Raw genomic sequence first — 24,850 nt, 5'->3', positions numbered from 1 at the left:
TTGAAAATAGAAAAATTAATTAATGCAATAATTTTGAAGCAGGGAGATAGCGACGGTCAAAAAGCCAACTGAGTGATAAGTCAGTAAGCATTGCTTAATGCGATTATTTGAGAATTTGTTGATAACACAGGCTTCTTAATGACAACATACGTTCGCCCTAATCTCGATGCTGATGCTAAGTATTGTCATTTTCCCCTTTGGTGATAATTCTGTAAATCGCTGTCTAATGACCAGATAAACACTTCACTCATTTGAAAGAGATTACAGGACTTATGAAATTCCTGAATGATGCTAAAATCACCAAAACTGGTTCCTTCTTGCTTATTAGGAGCTTTGTTTCTGCCAGCCAGATCGGGGAAGTCGTCAATCCACTCCAATATCTCTGCGGTGTTCGGGAATGTAGTAGGTCTCCAGGGAGCTACGCCTGTGAATGCCTCTTTAACTTCTTTAACAAAACGTAGGGCAGTTTTCCTTCGCATTGTGCCATCGCCGTTCTGGGCAATGTGGTTGCCTGTTTCAAGTATCGTCGCCATAGGCAACAAAAAAGTACAGCCAGATTGAGCATAGGTCTGAAAATCTTCGAGAACTGATGCTCTATGCTGATTATAGTTGGGAACGTTCAGTATTTCGAGGAATATGCTGGTATCTATTAGGCAGATACTACTCATTGCTGTACTCCTGCAAACGAGACAGCCATTCCATAGCTTGCTGTTTTCTATCTTCTGGTGTGTGCGGCGACTTGACAAACCGATCCACTACCCCAGCAGTTACCAGTTGACCGAGCGGCCCCTGAGATATCAGACTTGGGAAATCGTACATATCCCCAAGCCGTACAAGGCGGCTATCTCCTGACTCTGGATCTCGGAAACAAAACACTACATCACCGAGAGCCGCATCGGGTAAGGCATCCATTAGGGCTGGGTTGTGGGTAGAAAGCAGCACCCGCAATTTCCGCCGCTCGGCAATATCCCGGATGCTGGCGAGTAGATGCTGGGCGCGGTTGGGATGAACGCCGTTGTCGATTTTCTCGATGACGACTAAACTACCAACGGGTGCCGATAGCATAGCAGCCGCGATCGCTAACACCCGCAAAGTACCATCGGATAACAATGCCGCCTCACAATAGCGACGGGTATTGCCAAAGGTTTCTGCTAGTCGCACCATGACTTCATCCCGTGGGCCGAAAAGGAAATCTAGCCCATCTATAGCCTGTTCTGGTAGACTCTGGATAAAGTTGAGAATTGCCTGTTGATTTTCAGCTTGGTTCTCCCACAAGCGATACAGGACGCTGGAAAGATTGGTACCATCTTCTTGTAATCGCTTATCAGATTTGAAGCTGTACTCGCGCATTCTCGCGGGAACGGGATCTAGAAACAGGATGTTCTTTAAAATTCGTTGATATTCGCGGACGGTATCAGGAATTATCTTTTGGGATATGGGGTACTTTGGATCAAAATGGGCAGGGGTGTCTAATTGCACGAATATAGCCATCTGATCGCTGCACGTTACTCGTGGCTTGTTCTTCCCCCTTGTAAAGTTGTTATATGCGACACCAACATCAGTCCCTACTCCTTGAGAAGGCTGATCTAGGTCATATAGCGGGACTTGACTTGTCGAGCCAACGATTCGCTCACTACTGATGTGCAGTTCTCCGTCACGCACATTCAGGGTTATATCGAGTTGGTTCCAGTCTGGGTAGTCTAAACGGCAACCAATGGTAAAATTTGACTCTCCCCGATGGCACAAGTCATTTACTCGACCGCGTACAACGCGCTCTGCACTATTTACTGCATATTGAATGCTAGAAAGTTTTTGTCCTTGTGCTAGCCATGACAGAAAGCGCAAACCTTCAAGGGCGTTACTTTTGCCTACGGCATTGGCTCCGATTAGTACTGTCAGCGACCCAAGGGGCAATCGGCTTGTACTGTAGCTTTTGAAGCTGGCGAGGGTAAATTCTGTCAGCATGGCACTCATCTTACACACTATGACTTCCCCCGCCAAATATTACCATGCTAGTCAGGCGATATTTGACAGGAATAGTAAGGTAATCAGTGGGGTATTCAAGCAAGAATAGTTCCAAATCACATAGTCAAATATAGTCAGACTTATGCAACTCGGTTTGAAGCGACTCTACTTTCAGCATGGACACGCTTAAATAGTGGAGTTATCCGCCTTGGATGTACTACCAGACATCCCCTATCCCTTAGAATAGACTTGATACAGTCGAAACCTTCAGGATTACTTTTTCTGCCGATGTTGAAAGAGGCGTTCACGTCGGCATGAATCTTCAAACCAGATGAGCTAACATACCACGCACGTTCGACACGTCTTCCTGAGAATATATGTTTTATCTTCTTGTTAGGTTGATAAGTTGGGATGATGTCCCAATCAATGGCAGAACTCTTGCTGGTGTAGCTTTCTTCTGCAACCTTGACGGTGATACCGACTCTTTCTAATTTGTAAGTCAGCATCAGGATAAATTTGGCGTGTGGTATTTGAGTAAAGTTTTGGTTTGTGCGCTTACCTAAATTAAGACGTGTTTTCCATTGTTCATTTTTTCCTATAGATACGTGGGTTACGCCAACAGACTTGAACTCATCCACAATCATTTTTGTGGCTTGATGTAAATATGAATCTACAAATTGATTCCGATTACGAACGATGTTTGCAATTCGCTTTGATTTGCCTTTACCCTTGGCAAGAATTCCTCGAAACTTGGCAACCTGCTTATTGTAAAACTGGTTTGCTGATTTCAATGGTTTACCATTTACAATAATCGGCTGTATTGTTAAGTCGTTAAAAACAATTGTTGCTAGATTATCTAAACCAATGTCTATCGCCGCATTCACTTCAGGATTCAAACGACAATTGAATTCACAAGGTTTAGGAATTTCATAGACTACCTCGACAACATAGCATCCGGTTTTTGGGATAATTCGTACTTCGCATAAGTCATCAAACTTGAGTCCAGGTTTTACCGGAATTCTGATTGGCGACATCGAAGGAACCACAGAACCCTTGCTAAATTCTCTTTTACCAATGGCTTGATTATTGAATTTAACTAGGTTTTTGTCGTCAACATAACTGGGTGGCTTTGGTCTACCTGTGAACTTAGTTGAATCAAGTTTATAGGCTGATAATCCCTTGTAGTAAGCGAGCCACGCATCTGCATTCTGTTTCAAAACGAGTTGGGCTACTTTGGCAGGCATTGATTTATAGTTCTCGTTTTGTTTAAATAAACTGTCTAAGCTTGCTTGTGTTTGAGTCCCCCAGGCGTAGAAAAAACCTTGACGTTGGGTGAATTGAGCAGTGTTGTAAAGCTGTCGGGAAATAGTAGTTATATCAGTGCAGTAATCAAACCATTCATGTCGTTCTTTGATTATGTGCTTTTCTACTTGACGCATATTATTGATTTGCCAGACAAGATTATTCTACCATTCAATGAGGACATGAAAGACTATATCTGACTAGGTTAGACTATATTTTTCTTGAAGTTTTATAATACCTCACTCGCTAGCTGAAAGATGTCCAGAAAACCCCGTGAGATCAAACCAGGATACTGTTATCACATTACCATTCGCTGCAATAACCGTGAGTTTCAGTTAACTCACCACGAATGCCGTCAGGTGATTGCTATACTGTTGATCAAGTTTTTAATACCTTGATTATCTTGTCCACGAGTTCCATTGGCTCAATTGGCTTGCTAATAAAAAGTTGAAACCCTGCTTTTAAAATACGCTGCTCATTTTTGGCTTCAGCAAAAGCGGTGAGAGCGATCGCTGGAATTTGTCCCCCTTGCTCTATAGTGTGGGAGCGAACCTGACGAATTAAGGTAAAGCCATCCTCATCTGGCATACTAATATCACTAATCAGTAGAGCAGGCGATGCCTGGGTTGGGCTACGCCTACGCTGTTCTAAAAGTGCCAATGCTTCTTTTACTGATGCTGCCACTAATACATCAGCCCCGGCGCTCTGAAGAACAGTCTGCATTAATATCCGAGCATCTGCATCATCATCCACAACTAGAATGCACAAGTTCTGCAATTGGGCAATTTCCTTATTCCCATGCAGCAATTCTCCTACTACTAGTTCATCATTACTCAACTGTGTTGTCATTGTTACGATAGGTAGTCTCACCGTGAATGTCGAACCCTTGCCGAATCCCGCACTGGCTGCTGTGATATTGCCATTGTGGAGTTCTACAATTGTGAGAGCGATCGCAAGTCCTAACCCTAATCCACCAGCAGAACGAGTAGTGGAAGCATCACGCTGACTAAACCGCTCAAAGACGAATGGTATAAATTCTGCTTCTATGCCCCTCCCTCGATCAATAACAGTAATCTGAGCCTGAGACTCAACTTGTTCCAACCTGACCTCTACACTTTCATTCTTGGAACTAAACTTGATTGCATTTGAAAGTAAATTCCAAACCACTTGTTGTAAACGAATGGCATCACCTAAAACGTTGGACACAGCATCAAGATGTAACTGAATTTGAATGCCCTTTGTTTCGGCTGACAATCGAATAGTATCTGCTGCTGACCGAATTACACTTGCTAGGTCAACAGGTTCGATTTCCAAATTCATCTCGCCCTTCTGCATCCTAGCCAGATCCAACAAATCGTCAATTAAGCGAACTTGTAGACGGGCATTCCGCTCAATCGTTTCCAGTCCCTCAATTTTCAGTGCTTCATCCATCTCAGATTCAGTTAGCAATAGTTGCGCCCAGCCGTGGAGATTATGCATGGGAGTACGTAACTCATGAGACAAGACAGCAACGAATTCATCCTTTACTCGATTTATTTCTGCCAGTTCCTCAGTCTTTTGTCTCAGTTCTTCCTCTACACGCTTTTGTTCTGTGATATCAATGCCAATTAAAAATGCGGCTTTGTTCTGGTCATATTTTTGAGCCACAATTAAATAACTACGATCTGCGCTTATGGATTTCAACTCATATAATGCTTCAGATTGATTTCCAGCAAAGAAATTTTGCACGAACTCACGAAACCCATTACCACTAGCTAAAAAACCAATATCCTGACCAACAAAAGCTTCAGGAGACAAATTAAAACTATCAGCTAAGTGCTTGTTGACACCTAGATAGCACAAATCGGAACTAACCCAAGATACAATTCCAGGTACAGCCTCCAGTACAGTCTGCAACTGATCTCTAGCAGCTTGCAATTTTCTTTCTGCTTGGTTGCGCTGGGTAATATCTAGAAATACACTTACACACCCCCGCACTTTTCCATCTTCATCAAATAAAGGGGCAGCATACTGCGACAGATTTATTCTCATACCATCATCACGAACCACCTCAATCTCAGAATCCAGTATTTCCACACCATGAGTGGTAGCATATTGCATAGCTAGTTCTTCTGGAGCTAGTTCTCTGCCTGACTGGTAAACTTTAAAGTTAGTTGGACGTTCATCATTAGGAGCGCTGAGAGAGGCATTTGCCTCAACAGGTATGCCAAGCAGTTTGGCAAGAGCCGGATTAACTCTAATAGTTCGGCATTCTGGATCTTCTGCAATGCCAATGCCAGTTGGAATCACCTCTAACAAAGTTTGTAGTTCTTTAACTCGTCGATTTAAAGCTTGGTTTAACTTGATAATTTTTGCTTCTGCTTGTTTGCGGTTCGTGACGTTTTGGAAGATTGCCAAGCCAGTCATAATTTTGCTATTTTCATCTTTGACTGGAAAAGTTTGTACTAGATAAACTTGATTGTTATAAGGAATTTCAATACACATTGGAGTACCCTGTAAGGTACTACGGTAAGCTGGTTCTATCAGTTCGTAAGTCTCAGGGAGAACAGTTTCGTGCAGCGTTTTACCTTGGAACTCTTCTTTTGGTAAACCAAAGATTTGCAGTTCTGTACCCTCAGCACCCATAAAGCGCATATCTCGATCAAAGAGAAAAACTACTCCATTGGGTAGATTTTGGGTTAATGTTCGGTATAGTTCTTCACCTTGGCGAAGTGAACGCTGACTCTGTAATAAATCTTTTAGATTGATTTGGGCTTCTGTTTTATCAGTATCTGACTGCTGTTTACTTGACTGAAAGTTAGCAGTTAGCGCACTGATTAATAGACCCTCGATAACAAATAATACAAATTCCAGACTATCGAGAGTAGAAGATGGATTTGTAAAAAAGTAATGACTAGCTAAAGCAGCCAAAAACACTGATGTCAATCCTGAAATGATGCTACCGTACCAAGTACTTATAGCGATCGCAATCAGCCACAAGCTGAAAGAATTTGTAATTCCGGTTAGATGCTCTAGTCCCAGCTTTACTAGCAAGGTTACTCCCACACTGAAAAATGCAATCCTGTAGGGCAGGTATTTTTGTTTGATAAATAACATAGAGATGGGAGCAACGGGATGGGATTTTGTAAGGCCGGATAAAAAACGAGCGATGTCTACGGCAGGCCACGCCTACACTAAAAACTATTTTCAGTGTAATGAAATATTTAGTATATTTAAATACGTAGTAATGCGTAATTAGGTCTAATGTATGGTGACATGCGCGAAAATTTGTAATGACAAGAATTCAAGTAGGATTTCCGAGTAGCAATAATTTTAAGATTGAAGATGTTTACCTTCATGGAAAAATATATATGTGCAATTTCAGATTTAACTAAATAATCTGAATCTTAAAAAACTTTGGCGTTGCATAAATGCGGCATTAATTGGCGGTTTAAACCATTGAAAATTTGTTCCAAATTGTCCGGAATTATCCCATGATTCAGCAACACCAAAACTTTTAATATATTGATTTCTGATGATGCCGAATGGATATAGAAACATATGTTCCTCAAACCAGAAGGAGTATTGTTTTTCGGAGAAGTAAAACCAACAGCTATCGCTGCATTGAGTGGATCAATTAATGGAATTAGCGAAGCGATGATGATCCAAACACTTCCTACTTTCGCTGCAACAAGTTCTTTTCCATTTCAACTCACCCAACAGCAGCAAAAAGCTTTAGATGCAATGTGGACATTTATACAGCCAACTGTGATGGCTGCTTTATTTCTGCTGGTTGGCTATGCGGGAACCGGCAAGTCAACTATTGTATTCCAACTAGTTAAAGTTCTTGTCGCTGCGGGTAAGCGAGTTGTACTGACTGCACCCACTAATAAAGCTGTAGGTGTGCTGCAACGCATGGCGGCAGAAAATGGCGTAACTGGGGTAGAATTCTTCACCATTCACCAGTTGTTAGGACTGGGTATGGTAACTAGAGGTAAAGAGAAAGTACTTGACCAAACTGGGCCTTCTTATATCAATCTATTTGATGTTGTCTTTATTGATGAATGTTCCATGATTGGCAAACAACTCTGGCGCTGGATTGAGGATGTTGCTAACCAATCATCCACCTGGACAAAAATCAAAATTATTCTCATGGGCGACCCAGCACAGTTAAATCCAGTTAATGAAGGAAAATCTCCTAGTTTTCAAGTGCCAGATAAAGCAGTTTTGACTCAAGTTGTGCGTCAGGGAAGTGGGAGTCCCTTGCTAGAGTTTGTCACTGCTTCTCGCTATGCAGTTACCAAGAGCAAGTTTCCTTTTGAGCCTTATGCCAAATATCTGCCTGATAAAAGTAATGGGGCGCTGATGGTTAAACGTCAAACTTTGCTGCGCTATGCCTGCAAAAAGATGAAGAGAGAATTTGCTCAAAACCCAGATTGTTTCCGAATTTTGTCCTGGACTAATACTCAAGTTGACTTTTACAATCAGCAGATTCGCACACATTTATATGGTGAAAATCTCAATCGCTTTATTCCTGGAGAAAGATTAATCACCAGAGATCCTGTGATGGCTCCTGATGGTAAAACTACGATTCTTTCTACATCTACAGAGTTTACTGTTTTAGATGTCTTTGGGGATCGTTACAACAACTATGATACTTGGAGGTTAAAGGTAGAGACAGATGAAGGGATTGTGCGTCAAATCTATGTTCTGCATGAAGATGAGCAAAAACAATTTGACCAAGAAACCAAACGCTTACTCAAAAGTGCCAAGCGTAATCCCTTTCTGTGGAAGCAGTACTACAAACATTCAGAGCAGTTTGCCAACATTAGAAACTGCTTTGCATTAACTGTTCACAATAGCCAAGGTAGCACTTTCTTAGAAGCGGGTATTGATGGTAAAGATTTGAGTAAGCGACTTTATCCAGAACGAGGAGATGACAGTAAGGCAGTCCTGGCAAAGATTAGAGAGTTTAATCGTTTGTACTATGTTTCTAGCTCACGGGCTAGACAACGGATATTAGTTATTCGGTAATAATTGTGTATAGCAATCTCAACACAAAATTCCGATTAATCATTCGTGAACAACGAGAACCCCGATTTATCTAATAAATCGGGGTTCTGTGCCTTGTGATTTTCACAAATCAAATAAGCTAATGAGCATTTAAGTTGCATGAAAGCAGGGCTTAAGCCCTTACTATAAGCGAATAAATCTGTAAAAACAAATGACGATTAGCTTATGATTGCTAGATTATGAAATCGAAATAGATAATGTCTTATGAAACGTTTGCTCACTTTTATAACTGCTTACTAACTATAGAAAAACTGTCTTCTTTTTACAATATTTCCGCAATAATCTGATTTCAACAGCTTTTTAGTCTCAAATTATTTTTTAAATTACAATCAAATTTATCTATATTTAATAACCAATTAAATGATTTACGTGAATAAAGTTATAGCCCAACTTAGTGGCGAAAAGGTAAAGCTTACGCTTTATTTCACTGAGTCCAAAAACATTATTATTCCTAGTAAATCTGGTACAAGCAGTGATTACCAATTCAAGCGAAACCTTTCTAAAAGACGCTGTTGTTGAAAGATATAATCTCTCTAAGCTGAATAAAACTCGCATCCGTTTCAAGATTCAGTTAAAGAAGACAACCAAGAGTAATGCTCCAAAATGGACAGATGTTCTCAAATATTCTCAAGATGAACAAGAATCTGACTTAGTGAAGGTTACAACCTCAGAAGTTGGTTTAAAGGGCATCAAAGTTTTCAAAGCTTTAGACGAAGCAGCAAACCAATTAAGGCAAGAAATTGCTTCAGTCCAAGAATGGATGAATTATGACAATGGTGATTGGATTTGTCCTATAGACTTAGCGCCCTTGGTCTGGAATCAACTAATCGGAATTCGAGATAATATTGCACCTGTTCTACGCACTCAACTGAAAGAAGAGTATGAAAAGGGGTACACAGACTATCAAGAACGTATTGACAAATTTCTCTCACTCAATGCTTGGCAGTTATCTGTAGAACAACAACAAGAAGTTAAACAGAACTTAGCCAAAGCTTTTCCCTGTCTAGAGGAATTAGAGGACTATTTACAAGTAGTAATTGGTCGTCCTGTCATTATTCCCGCCATCAGTGAACAACTGTCAGAGAAACAAGCTGAATGCTTAGGGCAAATAAGTCGGTTTATCGAACAGTATGACAGAAATTTAGAACAAACACTGAGGGAATCAGCGATCGCTGGAGGAGAACAACTAGCAGCCCAGTTGCTCGAAGATTTGAGCAATTGGGAACCAGGACGCAAGCCAGTCAACTTCAAGAAGAAGATGGAACGCCATTTCAAAAAAGTCCAAATGCTTTTGGCTAACGCCAGTTTTGAAGCAGGTAGCAGCCTTGGACAAATGATGGCTCATCTAGAAAATGTTCTCGAAAACGCTTCTGTGGATGCTAAAAAGCTGGATTCACAAGGGCGTTCTCAGTTACAGGAAAAAATGGATGAAATTTGCTCCAAGCTTTTGGATGAACAACGCCATCTCCAACGATTAGCAAGTGATGAGGGTATGGGCTTAACCAGAGCTACAGCGATGTCTCTCAAACTTCGCTAGAAAAAACAATCGAGCACCACTGTTCGCATTAATTTACCAGTCCACAGTATTTAGAGGTAGGAAATGTCGCACTTTTCAACTGTCACTACAAAACTAACTAACCGTGAATGTTTAGTACAAGCTCTACAAGATTTGCAGTTTACCGTCCAAGTTTATGAAAAACCACAATCGCTGAGAGGTTATTACGACGACTCCCAAGGACAAAGTGCTGAGATTGTTGTCCCTGGCCGTAGTTTAAGTGTCCGCGCAGATATCGGGTTTAGGTGGGATCAGGAGGCAGGGGTGTATCAACTTATCCATGATGCCTATGAAACTGTACCCCGACTAGGAGAAGACTTCTTTTCGCACACCCTAATACAAGCCTACGGACAGAAGATGGTTCGCGCTAAAGCAGCCCAGTTACAAGAACATCTGGGAGAATGCACCATCACAGAAGAAACCAACGGTCAGGTACATACTCTGCGCCTTGCATTTTCAGCACACCAGCAAACTCAACAAGTTCGGAGGTAATTTATGGAACGGGCAATCTTGATACATTTTGACACTGCTACAGGTGAAGTGAAAATAGAAGCCGAGGGATTTGAGGGATTGTCGTGCCTAGAAGCAACTCAACCTTTTGAGGAAGCTTTAGGCATAGTGCAAGGCGATCGCACTTACAAACCAGAATCTCAGCAACAGCTTCGTAGCATCATTACTCATCAACAACGACTGCACCAATAAACATTCGATGGGGGAACGAGGAAAATCCCCCCGCACAATTTTTCTATGAGTCAACTACCTGAAGATTATCCGATGCTCCATATTTATCCCTCAAAAGGAGCGCGGCAACCAGTAATTATCAAAGGAAATGCGGAGGGACTGTGCGCTTTAGTCAATGCTCTAATTTCCGCCATTGCTCATCCAAATTCTTCTGGAGTTGCTGAAGTGTTTAACGGCGATGCCGAAGTTTACGAAGTAGTCGTGCATCTTGTTACCACTCACGAAAAACTTTCTCCCGTACCCGATCAAAATTCGCAACAATGAAACTATCAAACCTGATTACCACCATTGATTCTCAAATACCTATCGTGGCAATAGATGTTCTGTCCCCCGAAGAAGCCACTATCATTCAGTGGTTAACTGCTGAAGTGATGGACAAACTTAACAGTCCTGTGTACTTCTGGAATTTGGGAGTTTCCGGCTTGGAGCAATGTCTGATTGCTGACGACGGTGGACTGGTATTCAAATCAGTCGAGACGTATAAAAAGCCTCATAACATAGACCCTTTAATATATGTGTTCGAGTACATCAACAATTTCGGCGGTAATGGGGTTTTCATCCTGGGCGATGTTCACCCTTTTGTCGGTAAAAACTCCCTGCAATTGAGTTGGGAAGTTCTCACCAGAGTCAAAAACTTGTACCATCGCCTCAAACCGACTGAAAAGCGAATTGTGTTTTTAGGTCAAAACATTCAACTGCACGAATCCCTGCTGAGGCTAATTCCTTGCTGTGAAGTTCCTTTGCCCAGCATTGAGCAAATTCAAGACCACTTAGAATCATATTTACTATACTTGCAAGAATCTGCCAGTGAGCAAGAGGTAACTTTTACCGTATCTCTCACCACCGAAAATAAAGAAACCTTGGCAAGAGCAGCATTAGGCTTGACGCTGGAGGAAATTAGCGACTTTCTCCGGCTGACTGTCAAGGAGCGATTAACTTCTAAAGGTATAGTAATTGATACTACGGTCATCCCTTTGGTTGTCGAATATAAAACCCGCCTACTGGCTCAAATGGGTATCGAATTGGGTAAATCAGCGACCATACCTTTTGGTGGTTTGGATTTATTGCGGGATTGGTTGCAACGCCGCAGCCGATTATTTTCCCAGGAAGCGCGATCGCTAAATCTACCCCAGCCTAAAGGTGTGCTACTGGCAGGGCCACCAGGGACGGGTAAATCGATAGTAGCAAAGAACATTGCAACTATACTCAATCTTCCACTGCTGCAATTAGACATTGCCTCGATGCTTGGTAGCCTGGTGGGAGAATCTGAGGGCAATGTCCGCCGCGCACTCAAGACTGCTGAAGCTATTGCACCCTGTATCTTGTGGATTGATGAGGTCGAGAAAGCACTTTCAGCTAATGGCGATACCTCTGGAGTATCACAAAGGATTCTAGGGAATATACTCACTTTCATGTCTGAGTGTACGGCAGGGGTGTTTGTGGTGGCAACCTGTAATGACCCAACAGCGCTGCCTATTGAGTTTAAGAGGAAAGGGCGGTTTGATGAGAATTTCTTCGTTGACCTACCCACTGAGTTGGAACGTTGCCAGATTCTCAAAATTCACTTAGAACGGTTTGGTATAGAAGTTCCGCAGGAATATCTAGAGGCGATCGCTGCTGGCACCGACAAGTTTAGTGGTGCTGAGTTAGAAACCCTGGCATCAGAAGCAGCACTACTGGCTTTCGATGAGGGAAGACCTCAGCAAATCACACTGGCTGATTTAGAAAATTGTCAGCAAAACATCACCCCTTTAGCTGTTCAAGATGCTGCTGCTGTTGAGCGGATGCAGTCTTGGTCAAATATTGCGCGACCAGCTTCCAGCCCTGTGCAGGTGTCTAAGAAAGGTCTTCGTACTTCTAGGTTCCGTACTAATTAGGTATTCCCAAATTAGTAATGATTTGAAGCTTTTGTCAAATGAATATCTGTTGTTGAGATGTTCATTTGACATGGCAATAGTCTACTCTGAATCAGGTCAAAAATATGGAAATTTACTTAATATTTGTAAATGCGGCTCAGAACAGTAACAAATTCTGGAGTGCAAAAGTTGAGCAAAGCAATCTAACTGTTGAGTGGGGTAGAGTAGGCTACAAATCTCAGCAAAAAGTTCACTCTTTCGGTAATTATCAACAAGCAGTTTCTAAATTCCACAATCTCGTGGCTGAGAAGAAAATGAAAGGCTACCGAGAAAGCCAACCTCAAATTGATAGTACTTCTGATTCTCTAGAAATCAAAAGAGCTATCCAATTACTGGAGATTTTGCGCCCTTATGTAGCACAAACACAATTTGCCAATAGAAATTATCTAGAGACATTAAACCAATATTTGAAAATCGTTCCTACACCTTTAGGAATGAAAATAGACCCATCTCGAATATACCGCGATGTGGCAGATATTGAGCATCAACTATCACTGCTAAACTCTTTGCTGGAAACTGATTCTGTGCTGGCTGATAACACTACAGAAGAATCTGCTAATAACAGCAAAGTCATCAGTTTAAAAAGCATTGGAAAGAACTTTTGGAGGCATTTGTAGAAATAATTCAGGAGCGGAGCCAGATATTCCCAAAGCTACGATCAGAATAAAGGCTTACCTGAGAGCGGTTAAATGGGATATATCAGTAAACTTCCGTATGTCTCACAGAGTAAAAGCATCTGATTCAAAGCTTCCCAATCTTTCTTTTCTGCTATCGCAGTCATCTTTCTAACAATGTCGCAACCAGAAATAAATCATCATGACTCAAACAGCATCGAAACAAAGGGTAAAGCCTGCCAATCAGACAAAACAAACAAGTGTAGCTACTCCTAAAGGCGAAAATGAAGTATCAGCAAATATCCCAGAAATATCTACAGGTAAAAAGAAAAAATCTACATCTCCTGATGCTGGTACTTCAACTGAACCTATCTCAAATAAGCGTACTAATAAACGTTCTACCAAATCAGAGTTAAACTCTCAACCACTTATAGAATCAGGAATGGAGGTAATCTGCTCACAAACTAAATTTCACGATGCACTCTCTTTAGTTAGTTGTGCTACCCCAGCTAAACCTACCCATCCGATTCTTGCTAATGCTCTAATCATTGCAGATATCGAAACACAACAGATACATTTAACTGTTACTGATTTAGCATTAACAATTCAGGCAAGTTTTGAAGCCCAAGTGTTGCTCAAGGGTGAAATTACTGTGCCAGTAGAAATGCTATTTGAGATAGTTAAGCATTGCCCTAATGGTAATATTAGCCTCAGTAGTCAGACTCAGATTATACAGCTTATTGATGAGGAGAAGCAAACAAAAATCTGCTCTCTCAGTTTATCTGATGCAGATGGAAAATATGAAATTAGAGGCATTAGTGCTGAAGAATTTCCACCTAGCTCTACAATTGATGCTACTCTCATTCCTCTGCCAACAACAGTTTTCAAAGATGGTTTGAAAGGTGTGATTTATGCTGTCAGCACTGATGAAAATAAATATATCTTGACCGGAGTTCATATCCAACTTACACAGGAGAAGTTAAAGTTTATTGGTACTGATGGGCATCGAGTCGCAACCACTGAACTTTCAACTCAAGGAATTGGTAGAAAACCCCGCAAACAAGTAGAATCTTCAGAGATACAATTTACTATTCCTGGTCGAGTCCTCAAAGAACTAGCGCGTAACTTGGATGATTCTGTCGAATTCATTAATCTGTTGTATGATGCCGAAAGTAATCGCTTGGGTTTTGCTTGGCAAGATATTATCCTCAGATGTCAATGTTTGGAAGGAACTTACCCTGACTGCGAACAGCTATTGGCAAGATTTAGCTTTGACCGAGAAGTAATCCTAGAAAAAGCATTCTTAGTCAAAGCACTGGAACGGTTAGCTGTGTTAACAGATAAAAAAGAGAAAGGTATTTACTTACAGTTTGATGGAAGTTTGCAGCAGTTACGATTATCAATTGAACGGGAGTTTGGCAAAGGCGATCAAGTTATTGCTGCTCATCTACCATCAGAAATGTCATTGAATATTCAGTTTAACCTCAAGTATTTAGTAGAAGCAGCCAAGGCAATTCCCAGTTCTGCTATCAAAATGCACTTGCAACAATCAGATCATCCTGCCATGTTGGTTCCTTATGGAGATAGACCAAATCCAGAACTGCAAATGGAAATGCGTCAATTCTTATTGCCACTGTACACTCTAAATACTTAATAAATGTTAACCGTAATCTTGAAGTTTTTTAGGGTGTTTTGGATACGAGTGGTGTCAATACGGTTCGGATAAGCATTTTTCACTTTCCTTGTGGTCTGGGGAATGGGGTTGCGGGTAAAGGGTAAGAGATATATTCAAAACCTTTCCCCTTTAACTGAACCGTATTGCCTTGCCAGGGATAAGGAGTTGGGTAGAAAGCAGACAGATCGCTTCGGAAGCTTACTGCTCCTGAGCGGACAGCGCCTTGCGGTAAACGATTTTGTCAGCGCCCGCTTGATAGAAGTCGCGTATCCGCGCTTCCTCGTCATAACCGCACTTGCGGTAGAACGTTCGCGTCCGCTCGAAGTCCGGCGTCCCTGACGTTTCCACCAGCAACACACGCCCGCCGCGTGCCATCAATGTTTGCTCAACGTAGCGTAGCAGGGTCGCACCACGTCCTTGTCCTTGGCGGTCGGGTCGGATAGCAATCAACTGTAGATTCCACGTCTGATCGGTCATCCGTTCCATCTCACAGTAAGCGACCCCCACCGCCCCGTTGTCATCGTCGGTAATCCAAAAGCGTTCGGCTTTGCCGTCTCGTAGAGAATGGCTGTCGTTGCTACCACCGAAGTAATCGGACAGCATTTCGCCAAGCTCCTCAAGTTGGTTCGGTTGGAACAGTCCGGTTGCATCGGCTAAGGCAATCAGCGCGGTTGTGTCATTGGGTATGGTCGGTCGAATCATCGCAAACTCCGTGTGCAAAACAGGTTAGTCGCTGGAGTAAATATCACAACAGTTGTTATGTTGCATTAAAACATAACAACTGTTGTGATAATATGTCAAGAGACTTGTTTCATGTTGCTGTAAACCGAGGAGAGCTATGAGTTATGACGATCGCCGTATTGAAGTCGCTAAAGCGGCATGGCGGGTGATTGTCCGTGAAGGATTGGATCGTGCCAGTATGCGGGCGATCGCGCAAGAACTTGGCTCTTCGACAGGGGTTGTTACCCATTACTTTCGAGATAAAGAAGAACTCACCCTATTTGCCTTGGAACAGGTGTTTGAAAACGTCCTAGAGGACATGAAAACCTGTGCCGAGGGACGGCAAGGAATTGACAGACTAGTGCAGATGATTTTTGTGGCTCTACCTCTAGAGGACATTGACAAAGCTGATTGGAAGGTTTGGGTGGCATTTTTGGGTTATTCTATCGGGCGCGAACGCCTTGTTCAGGAGCACCGAAAACGCTATGACTTCTTACGGCAGATTATTTCTCAAGAGTTAGCTGACTTACAAAAAGCCTTGCTGATTCGAGCCGATCTTGATTTAACCCTCGAAGCCAATGCACTCATCGCCCTAGTGGATGGCATTGGCACTGGTGTTGTCATTTTTCCTGAGCAGTTCTCCGCAGATCAACAAAAATATCTCGTGCGGCGCCATATCAATGCAATACTTGCATCATCCTGAACACTGACGCGTAAGTTTTAAGTTACTACCAACTCGACCAAACGAAACTGCCTAACTATCAATACGGTTCGGTTAAGCCAAAAACCAGATAAGCTGAGGGTTAGCTCCTGAGTGTACTGTGATTGAATGCAACTTAAAGAATTCTCAGAAAATCACCTTCTGTTAATAGTTGTAAATACAGAAAAGGAGGAAATTCGGCAATGGATAAGCTAGAACAATATCGCAATGCTATCAAGAAGATATTGACTGACTATTACGAAACTACTAATACTCAAGTTTTAAAAGATGCGGGAGTTGAAGTAAGCGATCGCTTGGCTTTTGATGAAACAAGAGATCAATATCTTTGGTTTCGGTTCGGCTGGGATGACAAAAAGCAAATACAGTATATTATCATCTATCTCTGCATTAAAAATGGCAAAGTTTGGGTGGAAGAAGATGCAACTAATTTATGCGTTGTTGATGATTTGCTATCAGCCGGAATACCCCAAGCCGATATTGTTTTGGGTTTCCACCATCCCAGTAAACGAGGTTTAACAGAATTCGCTACTGCTTAAGGAGGCAAATGAAGAGTGTTGAGTTTCAAGTGCTGAGTTGAAAGACCGCCCACAATTCGGAAAGTATCAACCTTCTCCTGATAAAAAGATTCCGCCCACAAGGGGAGTTGCTCTTACCAAGCACATAAGTCAGCCGTACTTTTTAATTCACTCAGGACTCAGCACTGAGTATGGTAAATTCTACTAGGAACGGTTGAGCAAATCAGCCTATTTTGGAGTCAAAATTACACCCCCTTAACAGGGGTAAGGGCGACAAATTAAGGTTAATGAATCCTATGTCTACAGTCGCCCTACATCAAAAATATCGACCCCAGACAATAGCCGAATTAGTTGGACAGCCCTACATCAAAACTGCTCTGACTAATGCTGTAAAATATCTGCAAATTGCACCAGCTTATTTATTTACAGGTTCTAGAGGCACAGGTAAAACTTCAACTGCTCGGATATTTGCTAAATCCCTCAACTGCCTCAACACTAAAAAACCAACTGACCAACCTTGTGGTATTTGTCAATCCTGCCGTTCAATTGAAACCAGTAATAGCCTAGATGTTAGTGAAATTGATGCTGCTTCTAATAATGGTGTAGATGATGCCCGTGCTTTAATTGAGCGCTGTACCTTAGCACCTGTTGCAGGACGTTACCGAATTTTTATTCTCGATGAGTGCCATTGTCTAACCGGTAACGCCTTCAATGCTTTACTTAAGTGTATTGAAGAACCACCATCTCATGTTGTCTTCATTCTCTGCACAACAGAATTGCACAAGGTGTTACCTACCATTGTCAGCCGTTGTCAGGTGTTTAATTTCCGTACTTTGTCTGTTCAGGCAATTGTGCAGCACCTCCATATTGTAGCAGATGCAGAATCTATCTCTATTGATGATCAGGCACTAACAGCGATCGCTCGACTGGGCGATGGTGGACTCAGAGATGCACTGCAATTACTGGGTCAGGTGAGTCTTTTAGATGAAGATATCACTGCCAATCATGTCATGGAAATTGCTGGTGGTGTGACAGAAACAGAATTAATGTCAATTTTACAGGCAATATCCACCAACAACACCTTTAACTTGCTGCAAGTAGCAAGACTTTTAGTAGATTCTGGTAAAACGCCCAAATTGATTCTCTCCAACTTACTGCAAACATACCGAGATTTATTGATTATCAAGTCTGCACCCAAAGAGCAATCCCTGCTAACTGGTTGTGTTAGCTATGCTCAACTCAAGGTTTTAGCAAATCACTGGAATTTCGAGACGCTGAATTTGTCCCTAACAGAGTTACAAAAAGCAGAAAACTATCTGCGGTACACAGTAAATGCTGCTGTGTGGCTAGAAGTTTGCTTACTGAACCTGATACCCAGTTTATTGCCTGTCAGTGCAACCAAGACGCTAACTGCTAAACCTGTAAATGACAAAGGGCATGATAGCAAATTGTTACCAGCAGTTGCAGCCAATACCGCTAACCTGGCTCAAATTTGGCTTTCTGTGATGGATATAGCTAAACCTAGTAATCAAAAGCTGTTGGCTCATGCAAATCTTGTTAAATTGCAAGGTGACAAGGCGATTTTAGAGGTTACACCAGCTTACTTGAATAAGTTTGAGAGTAGTAAAGAAGCGATCGCTAAAATGCTGCAACGAGCTACCCAAAGTCAACAACCAATGACTGTGTTAATTAAAACTGCTAATCTCAGCAGTAACGGGAGGGTAAAAGCATGATTGTCTTGCTGACAGGTGACGACCAACACGCTATTCAGGAACAGCTAAACCAATACAAAGCAGAGATTGATTCCCAATGGCTCACACTTTGCTACCACCGATTTCCAGCCGATCACCTTGACCGAGCTATCAGCGTAGCTCGCACTCGTTCCCTCACTGGAGGTAAAAAACTGGTAATTATCGAAAATTGTCACCTCAAGCAGTGGGGTGATACTGAGTTAGAAACTTTGCAGCAGCTTGTTCAAGTGCCTGAATTCACAATTCTGGTGTTTGTCGCCACCACTGTAGATAAGCGCCTGAAGATTTACAAACATCTTGTCAAGTATGCCAAGTTTTTTGAGTTTCCATTGATACCACCTTGGCGTAATGATTTGATTGAAAAGGCGATCAGTACTCAGGCTAAAAAAATCAAGCTGGTATTGTCAAAGAATGCGGTGGAATATCTAGCAGAAGCAATTGGTAACGACATGACCCGTGCACCCACAGAGTTACGCAAACTGTATATTTATGGTAAGGGCAGACAACTTGAGCTTGCAGAAGTAAAAGAATTAGTGCCATGTCAGACTCAGAATAGCCTACAACTGGCATCTGCTATTCGTCAAGGAGAAAGTAATCAAGTTTTGCACCTGTTGGATGATTTACTGTCACGCTCGGAACCATTAATGGTGATTGTTGCTACTCTCCTAACGCAGTTTAGAACTTGGCTGTGGGTTAAATCTGCAATTGTTTCTGGGGTTAAGAAAGATAGTGAATTAGCTCAACTGTGCAGTATCAGCAATCCTAATCGCATTTACTATTTGCGTCAGGAGGTAGCAAATACAAGCATCAATGCTTTAGCTAAGGCAGTGACTATGGTGCTGGATTTAGAGATGTCTATTAAGAGGGGTGCTGAAAGTAAGGATTTACTGCTAATAATTCTTAGTGTTAGCAGGCTATTTAAGTTAACGTAATCAATATAAAGTTGACTGAGAGTTTTGGATTTTGGATTGTATATTTGATTTAAATCTAAAATCCAAAATTCACTAATAATGATATTAGTATCTAACATAAATTTCACGAGTTATGTTTCCCCTTATCTCGCCTTAGACAACTTCAGTGCTATTAACAAACCAATTTTCAACCTTGAAATTATTAAAAAATTCAAAATCAGAAACATTATTAGTTAGCAGTATTAAATTATTACAGTAAGCAATACTCGCAATTTGACCATCTACAAAAGCAGGAGTTTTACCAATCTTGGATAATCTAGCCCTTTCTTGGGCGTGCCATTGTGCTGCCTTTAAATCGTAATCAAGCACTGGTAAATTTAATACCGATTCATGAATATAATTCCAAAGAGACTCTCGCCGCTTAGATTCTGGCAACCGCAAACAACCATGTAAAAGTTCATGAGCAACAACACTAGAAACGACAACTTCTGATTTATGAATATCTAGTTTGTGCAAAACATTGGCATTAGGAATAGGACGTGCTGGCTCTGAGAGAATATTGGTATCAAGTAAGTATTTCAAGCTCATAAATCAATTTCTCTTCCCACACTACGATCTCGTAAGTCAGCGAAATCATCATCAGTAAAGATAATCCCCTCGCTTTGGATTACGCTTCTAAATTTTTGTAATCCCTCCCAAAAATTATCCCCTCTAGATTCCTCCTTTTTTTTACGGAGAAACTCAAACAAATAGTCCCGTTCTTCTGTGGGTAAACTTTCAATAGAATTAATAATTTCTTGTAAATTCATAAGATAATCTCCTAATCAAGTAAACCCTACCTTTGCTAACTCTATTTTAATCTCTATTTCCATTGCCTCAGCCTCTTATATTTAGCCAATTTATGCAAAAATAGGATACAAGATTATGCTGATCGGTGGCAAATGTTTCTGGAGAACAGAAGCAGCGATTAGCGTAGGCGTAGCCCGCCGCAGGCATCGCCAGGGCAATCATCAATTAATCCACCAATTTTAACTTTAGATGAATCTACAGCTAATTTAGATCCTTTAACTGAAAAAGCAATTAAGTCCAGCTAAGAGGTACAATTTATGGGGCGGTGTATTCGCAAAAAATCTTTAAACCCACTTTAATCAAATATAAAACGATAACAGTGGCGATCGCAGGATCGAGGGGCAAACCTGATAGAGTAGTCACAGAAACTATTAACCCTGTGAGTAAAGGGGCGCTGGCTGGGTTTTTGGTATATTCTTGGAATTGGGCGCGAAAGCCATCATCACCGCAGAGTTCTTCTCGCACAATCTTCAGCGTAGATTGCCAAAGAGATTTATTACCATAGACTTCTATACCCGTTTTATCTTGCCACAGTTCATCAAAACTGGTGTCAAGTCTGCCATTATATTTTTCTAGGGTAGCGAATGCGGCTTGTGCTGGGGTGTAGTCTTTAAGAATTTGCTGAATTTCTTGGATTTCGGCAGAGGTTAACTGGGTAGTCATGCTATATGCTCATCACAGGATAGTTAGGATGGTCAGGATTGGGAATAAGTCGCTGATTTCGACAATCCACTAGTAAATCTAGCATTTCCATTACTGTTGGCAGGGTGGGAACGATTAAGATTTACCATAATCTGTGTTTTAGGGAAAAGCATTTAAGGAGAATTTGTTAATTCCTGAATCAATTGCTCAGGAGTTATAATTCGGAGTGTAATAACGGGGAAGTCTTGAGGATTCCGGGTAATAATCGCATATAATTGATTCAATACAGACCTACGACTCTGTTTCTAGATTATCTCGCACTGACCAAATCGCATCGCGTATTTCTCCAGCGCAATCTTCACCCGTTACTTCTTGCCAAATTATTTCAAATTGGCTTTCTTCTAGTTGTTTGAGCATTCTTGCTAAAGCTTCTATTCTGATATCTTCTATACTAATCAAGTTTTGTTCGTATTGAGGATAAATAATCCAGGCTTGAATATAAGTATTCAACGCTTCTGGCAAATATTTTTGAGTTTCTAAAGTCTCTCCCCAAGCTGTCAGTGTAGTAGCTACACTATACCAATCTTGCTTATCTTCAAAAATTACAGATGCTTTTTCATAATAATTGATTGCCTCTATAAAACTGCGTTTTTCCCGTGCTAATCTACCTAATTGATGATAGACTTTAGCAGCACTATATAATTTTTCATTATCTTCAAAAATTTTGATAGCTTGCAGATAGTAAGTGTTTGCTTTTTCAAAGTCTCCCTCTTGTTGTAAAGCCATACCTAGCTGGTGATAAACAGGAGAAACTTCAGAATAATTACTTCCATTCTCATAAATTTTACGAGCAATATCATAATAGTAAATTGATTTTTTTATATCTCCTTTTTCTTGATTTAGCCTTCCAAGTTGATGATAAGCTTTAGCGGCCATATATAAGTCTTTTTTGCATTCGTAAATTTCACGAGCAAGATTATAGTAATGACTTGCTTTTTCTAACTTGTCTTGTTTTTGTGCTATTATTCCTAAATGTAAATACTCATAAGCAGCAGAATAATTATCACCTAAAATTTTGTATAAAATCAAGGCAGTCTTATAGTATTTTTTTGCAGTTTTTTAAATTTCTTTTTTGTTCTGCTATATGACCTAGATTATGATTGAATACAGCTATCTCATCCCGCAGAGACTCATCATTTAATGATTGAAGCTCATCTAAAATCTCTTGATATATTTGATTTGCTATATCTAAATCACCATTCTGTGATGAATCATTGGCATCAATTCCTCTTAAATGCCTCCAAAGAGCGAAAGCATCTTTCCCTTTTCCCTTGGCCTCTGTTAACTTGATCCCAAGTACACCATATACGCCTTTTCTCAGTAATATGAACTCAGATATTCGTCCTTGTCGCTCATACAATTCTCCCAAGGCTTGCAGGATTAAGTGTATCCCATGCCAGTGTTGTTTTTGTTGTGCTAACCTTAAGTTTTGCAACAAATTTGGTTCTTCAATATTCAATACTCTGGTTGCATACTCAGCGTTACCAACCATTTCTTGATCATGTCTAGCGGCTAATCCTGCATAAAAATCAATCAATCTTTCTTCTAATTCACTGATAACTGATTGAGATTGATATTCGGAAAATTTTTGGCGCAAATACCAAGGTAGGGCAGGGTGAATTTTATATATATTTAGACCAAGAGGTTCTAAAATACCTGCATCTGATACCTCATTTAAAATCAATATCCAATCATGTTTTTGTAAATTTTTACCAAAAACATCATGATATATTTCCGTAAAAGGATTAGCAGGATTCTTGTTAGAAATGTGTGCTAATAATCCTGCATCAACCCGCTCAGAAAATAAACCCAAAAATGGCAAATGTCGCCGAGCTTGTTCTGATAAATTAGTAAAAGAATAATCCAACGACACTGTGAGAGATTTATCTCTTCCCTCCTCCTCAGCACCAGAGAAAGTATCCAGTCCCAGCCGCAATGCCTCAATTAACTGCGATGGTGTCTGCGTCTTCAAATGCGGTAAAATCACCCGCAAAGATAACGGGTGTCCCCCCAAAAGTTTCAACAAATCTAAATATTCCTTCGGAAGTTTCGCCCTATCTACCCCCACCATTTGCAGAATCTTCGCCGCTAATTCCTCCACATCTTGCTCGCGCAGTCCTTGCAAATTCAAACTGTAAGCACAATCAAGCCAAGATTCCTCACGACGACTAGTAATCAATACCCAAGATTTCCCACCGCGCAAATCTTTAATAAACCGTTGTAAATTCTCTCGCTCACTAGCACTCAATAACGGCTCATTCCCCGCCGGGAACCCCGCCACTGGTTCAAAGTTATCCCAAATCAACAAACAAGTTTGATTTTTCAGATAGTTTAATACAGCTTGCTGTTGTTTCTCGGCCGCATACTGGGAAAATTTATCTCCCCAAACCTTTCTACCCACTTGATTGACAACATTACTCAAGGTTGCGCCATGTTCAAAGGAGATAAAGAATATCAGAGAGCGTCCTTGAGTCTCATCTAGCCATCGAGCAAAACCTCCAGCTAACTCAGTTTTACCCACACCTCCCATACCTTGTAACAGCACAATATTGTTTTGGCGAAATGCCCGTTCTAAAAGTAAAATATAGTAATCTCTCCCAATAAAACCGTAGCGTCCCTCCTGGGGAAAATTCACTAAATTACTAACAGTTTCTTCAAAGTAACTTTCAATATCATCAACTGTATTTGCGGGTGCAAACGGTGTATAGTTTTCTTGTTGATATAGCACTGGCACTAGCCAATCTTGTAGCGGTTTATCTCCTTTAGGACTGGGACGCTGTGGCTGATTTAAAACTTCCTTTCGCCCTGCGCTTACTGCCGTTGAGAGACTTTTACCTGCTGCTAATTCCCCGTACAATCGCCCCATGAAATGTTTAGCAGCTTGGGCATATACACTATAAGCCATTGCTACCACACCCTTAGCCCCCAAAGACACTAAGCGCGTCGCCACTGAAGAAAACTTTTCTTCTCCTTCCTGAGCAGATTTGCAAGCATTCAAGACAAAAATCGGCACGCGACAATCTGCTAAATTCTGAGCAATTTTCGCTGCTGTAATAATTTGTGGTGAACCATCGAATGCTTCAAATACTAAAACTCCTTGTCCCGCAGCACCGAAGTTATGCTGAAATCCTGGGCTGTCAGGGTCAAAATTGCCATGTCCATCAAAGTGAACGATATGATAAAACCCTGGTTTGTCATTTAGTTCCCGCTCAAACTGCTCAAAGCTAGGCGGACGCAAAACTTTAATATTGACTTTTTTGCGAATATTTGATATGGAGTCTAGAAGAGGACGAGCAATGGTTTTGAGAGCAATATCTTTTTCACCATAAGGTCGGGCAATTACTAGCAAAATATTAAGTTTATCTTGGGGTAACTCTCCCATTTCTGCTCGGATAGGATAGTCGCTGAGACTGCGAGACATACCTGCTAAAGAAGGAGCGAGAAATTGGCGATCGCTTGGTGAGTAAAGCAACTCCCAAGGCAAATTTAGTACTTCTGGATTATCAGAAACAATCACCAACTCGCACTGATTCAATCCTTCGTAAGTCGCTGCCTGAAAAAATTGCCGTGCTTGCTCACTACTACGAAATACTAACTCAAATAACTGCTCTCCCCAAGTCTGCAATTTCTGCTCAATCTTTACCGCATTATCTGGGGCTAGTCCATAGGGAAAGCGCAGATACTCTTCCAAATACCAGCGCAAATCGTCTAATGCTTTCTTGTCAAATGGATGCTCAAAAGGTACTGCTGGTGCAGTGCGACGATTAGCTTGTCCCGTTGCCAAGAAAGTTGAATCGAATTTCCCTCATGAGTAATCTGCAAGCAATTTTTCGCCATATTTGCTGCCCTTGTAACTAATTA

The 24,850-nt window shown here is 41.2% G+C and carries 22 protein-coding genes; 12 read left to right on the top strand and 10 right to left on the bottom strand.

What is annotated here, in order from left to right:
* Positions 1 to 185 precede the first annotated feature (185 nt).
* The 4 genes from GTQ43_RS35425 to GTQ43_RS35410 form a co-directional block, all read right to left on the bottom strand.
* Entirely contained in the window at positions 186 to 668 is a 483-nt protein-coding gene (locus tag GTQ43_RS35425; RefSeq protein WP_265277387.1) for a type II toxin-antitoxin system VapC family toxin, read from the bottom strand.
* Positions 661 to 1,965 carry an AAA family ATPase gene (locus GTQ43_RS35420; protein WP_265277386.1) on the bottom strand — a complete coding sequence of 435 codons (1,305 nt, stop codon included), beginning with the start codon at positions 1,963 to 1,965 and terminating at the stop codon, positions 661 to 663. The genes GTQ43_RS35425 and GTQ43_RS35420 overlap by 8 nt, the downstream gene beginning before the upstream one ends.
* A gap of 140 nt (positions 1,966 to 2,105) precedes the next feature.
* Positions 2,106 to 3,404 carry an RNA-guided endonuclease InsQ/TnpB family protein gene (locus tag GTQ43_RS35415; protein WP_265277385.1) on the bottom strand — a complete coding sequence of 433 codons (1,299 nt, stop codon included), beginning with the start codon at positions 3,402 to 3,404 and terminating at the stop codon, positions 2,106 to 2,108.
* Positions 3,405 to 3,645: 241 nt separating this feature from the next.
* On the bottom strand, positions 3,646 to 6,363 hold the full coding sequence (locus GTQ43_RS35410) for an ATP-binding protein (RefSeq protein WP_265277384.1): 2,718 nt from the start codon (positions 6,361 to 6,363) through the stop codon (positions 3,646 to 3,648).
* A 444-nt stretch (positions 6,364 to 6,807) separates the two neighbouring features.
* Between GTQ43_RS35410 and GTQ43_RS35405 the strand changes: the two genes are divergently transcribed.
* From GTQ43_RS35405 to dnaN, 8 genes are all read left to right on the top strand, one after another.
* Positions 6,808 to 8,280 (top strand): ATP-dependent DNA helicase, encoded by a 1,473-nt coding sequence (locus tag GTQ43_RS35405; RefSeq protein ID WP_265277383.1) that lies wholly within the window; start codon positions 6,808 to 6,810, stop codon positions 8,278 to 8,280.
* A 499-nt stretch (positions 8,281 to 8,779) separates the two neighbouring features.
* Positions 8,780 to 9,856: a hypothetical protein gene (locus tag GTQ43_RS35400; RefSeq protein WP_265277431.1), complete on the top strand. Its 1,077-nt coding sequence runs from the start codon at positions 8,780 to 8,782 to the stop codon at positions 9,854 to 9,856.
* Positions 9,857 to 9,919: 63 nt separating this feature from the next.
* Entirely contained in the window at positions 9,920 to 10,366 is a 447-nt protein-coding gene (locus GTQ43_RS35395; protein ID WP_265277382.1) for a DUF1257 domain-containing protein, read from the top strand.
* Positions 10,367 to 10,369: 3 nt separating this feature from the next.
* A complete protein-coding gene (locus GTQ43_RS35390; protein ID WP_094344614.1) occupies positions 10,370 to 10,576 on the top strand; it encodes a DUF2997 domain-containing protein in 207 nt (68 codons plus the stop codon).
* A 45-nt stretch (positions 10,577 to 10,621) separates the two neighbouring features.
* Positions 10,622 to 10,879: a hypothetical protein gene (locus GTQ43_RS35385; RefSeq protein ID WP_265277381.1), complete on the top strand. Its 258-nt coding sequence runs from the start codon at positions 10,622 to 10,624 to the stop codon at positions 10,877 to 10,879.
* On the top strand, positions 10,876 to 12,492 hold the full coding sequence (locus tag GTQ43_RS35380; protein ID WP_265277380.1) for an AAA family ATPase: 1,617 nt from the start codon (positions 10,876 to 10,878) through the stop codon (positions 12,490 to 12,492). The genes GTQ43_RS35385 and GTQ43_RS35380 overlap by 4 nt, the downstream gene beginning before the upstream one ends.
* A gap of 104 nt (positions 12,493 to 12,596) precedes the next feature.
* On the top strand, positions 12,597 to 13,148 hold the full coding sequence (locus GTQ43_RS35375; RefSeq protein ID WP_265277379.1) for a WGR domain-containing protein: 552 nt from the start codon (positions 12,597 to 12,599) through the stop codon (positions 13,146 to 13,148).
* A gap of 199 nt (positions 13,149 to 13,347) precedes the next feature.
* The gene (dnaN, locus tag GTQ43_RS35370) at positions 13,348 to 14,799 is read left to right on the top strand and encodes a DNA polymerase III subunit beta (RefSeq protein ID WP_265277378.1); all 1,452 of its coding nucleotides are present in this window, start codon (positions 13,348 to 13,350) and stop codon (positions 14,797 to 14,799) included.
* A gap of 219 nt (positions 14,800 to 15,018) precedes the next feature.
* On the opposite strand, the gene GTQ43_RS35365 is transcribed toward dnaN, so the two are convergent.
* Positions 15,019 to 15,522 (bottom strand): GNAT family N-acetyltransferase, encoded by a 504-nt coding sequence (locus GTQ43_RS35365; RefSeq protein WP_104902205.1) that lies wholly within the window; start codon positions 15,520 to 15,522, stop codon positions 15,019 to 15,021.
* Between the two features lie 136 nt (positions 15,523 to 15,658).
* Here GTQ43_RS35365 and GTQ43_RS35360 point away from each other — a divergent pair, with 136 nt between their 5' ends.
* The 4 genes from GTQ43_RS35360 (at position 15,659) to holA (ending at position 19,459) form a co-directional block, all read left to right on the top strand.
* Positions 15,659 to 16,243, top strand: coding sequence for a TetR/AcrR family transcriptional regulator (locus tag GTQ43_RS35360; protein ID WP_104902206.1), 585 nt, complete (start codon positions 15,659 to 15,661; stop codon positions 16,241 to 16,243).
* A 200-nt stretch (positions 16,244 to 16,443) separates the two neighbouring features.
* Positions 16,444 to 16,797, top strand: a complete 354-nt coding sequence (locus GTQ43_RS35355; RefSeq protein WP_265277377.1) for a XisI protein — start codon at positions 16,444 to 16,446, stop codon at positions 16,795 to 16,797.
* A 266-nt stretch (positions 16,798 to 17,063) separates the two neighbouring features.
* Positions 17,064 to 18,509 carry a DNA polymerase III subunit gamma/tau gene (gene dnaX, locus GTQ43_RS35350; protein WP_265277376.1) on the top strand — a complete coding sequence of 482 codons (1,446 nt, stop codon included), beginning with the start codon at positions 17,064 to 17,066 and terminating at the stop codon, positions 18,507 to 18,509.
* Entirely contained in the window at positions 18,506 to 19,459 is a 954-nt protein-coding gene (holA, locus tag GTQ43_RS35345; protein WP_265277375.1) for a DNA polymerase III subunit delta, read from the top strand. The genes dnaX and holA overlap by 4 nt, the downstream gene beginning before the upstream one ends.
* A gap of 132 nt (positions 19,460 to 19,591) precedes the next feature.
* Here the strand turns inward: holA and GTQ43_RS35340 are convergent, their stop codons facing one another.
* The 5 genes from GTQ43_RS35340 to GTQ43_RS35320 all read right to left on the bottom strand — a co-directional run bounded on the left by GTQ43_RS35340 (position 19,592) and on the right by GTQ43_RS35320 (position 24,773).
* On the bottom strand, positions 19,592 to 20,026 hold the full coding sequence (locus tag GTQ43_RS35340; RefSeq protein WP_265277374.1) for a type II toxin-antitoxin system VapC family toxin: 435 nt from the start codon (positions 20,024 to 20,026) through the stop codon (positions 19,592 to 19,594).
* Positions 20,023 to 20,247: a hypothetical protein gene (locus tag GTQ43_RS35335; protein WP_265277373.1), complete on the bottom strand. Its 225-nt coding sequence runs from the start codon at positions 20,245 to 20,247 to the stop codon at positions 20,023 to 20,025. Before GTQ43_RS35335 ends, GTQ43_RS35340 begins: the two co-directional genes overlap by 4 nt.
* A 295-nt stretch (positions 20,248 to 20,542) precedes the next feature.
* Positions 20,543 to 20,950 (bottom strand): hypothetical protein, encoded by a 408-nt coding sequence (locus tag GTQ43_RS35330; RefSeq protein ID WP_265277372.1) that lies wholly within the window; start codon positions 20,948 to 20,950, stop codon positions 20,543 to 20,545.
* Between the two features lie 270 nt (positions 20,951 to 21,220).
* On the bottom strand, positions 21,221 to 22,018 hold the full coding sequence (locus GTQ43_RS35325) for a tetratricopeptide repeat protein (RefSeq protein ID WP_265277371.1): 798 nt from the start codon (positions 22,016 to 22,018) through the stop codon (positions 21,221 to 21,223).
* A gap of 7 nt (positions 22,019 to 22,025) precedes the next feature.
* Entirely contained in the window at positions 22,026 to 24,773 is a 2,748-nt protein-coding gene (locus GTQ43_RS35320; protein WP_265277370.1) for a CHAT domain-containing protein, read from the bottom strand.
* Positions 24,774 to 24,850 lie beyond the last annotated feature (77 nt).

It is taken from the genome of Nostoc sp. KVJ3 (genome assembly GCF_026127265.1).
Lineage (GTDB): Bacteria > Cyanobacteriota > Cyanobacteriia > Cyanobacteriales > Nostocaceae > Nostoc.
This window is presented reverse-complemented; position numbering and strand designations above follow the sequence as displayed.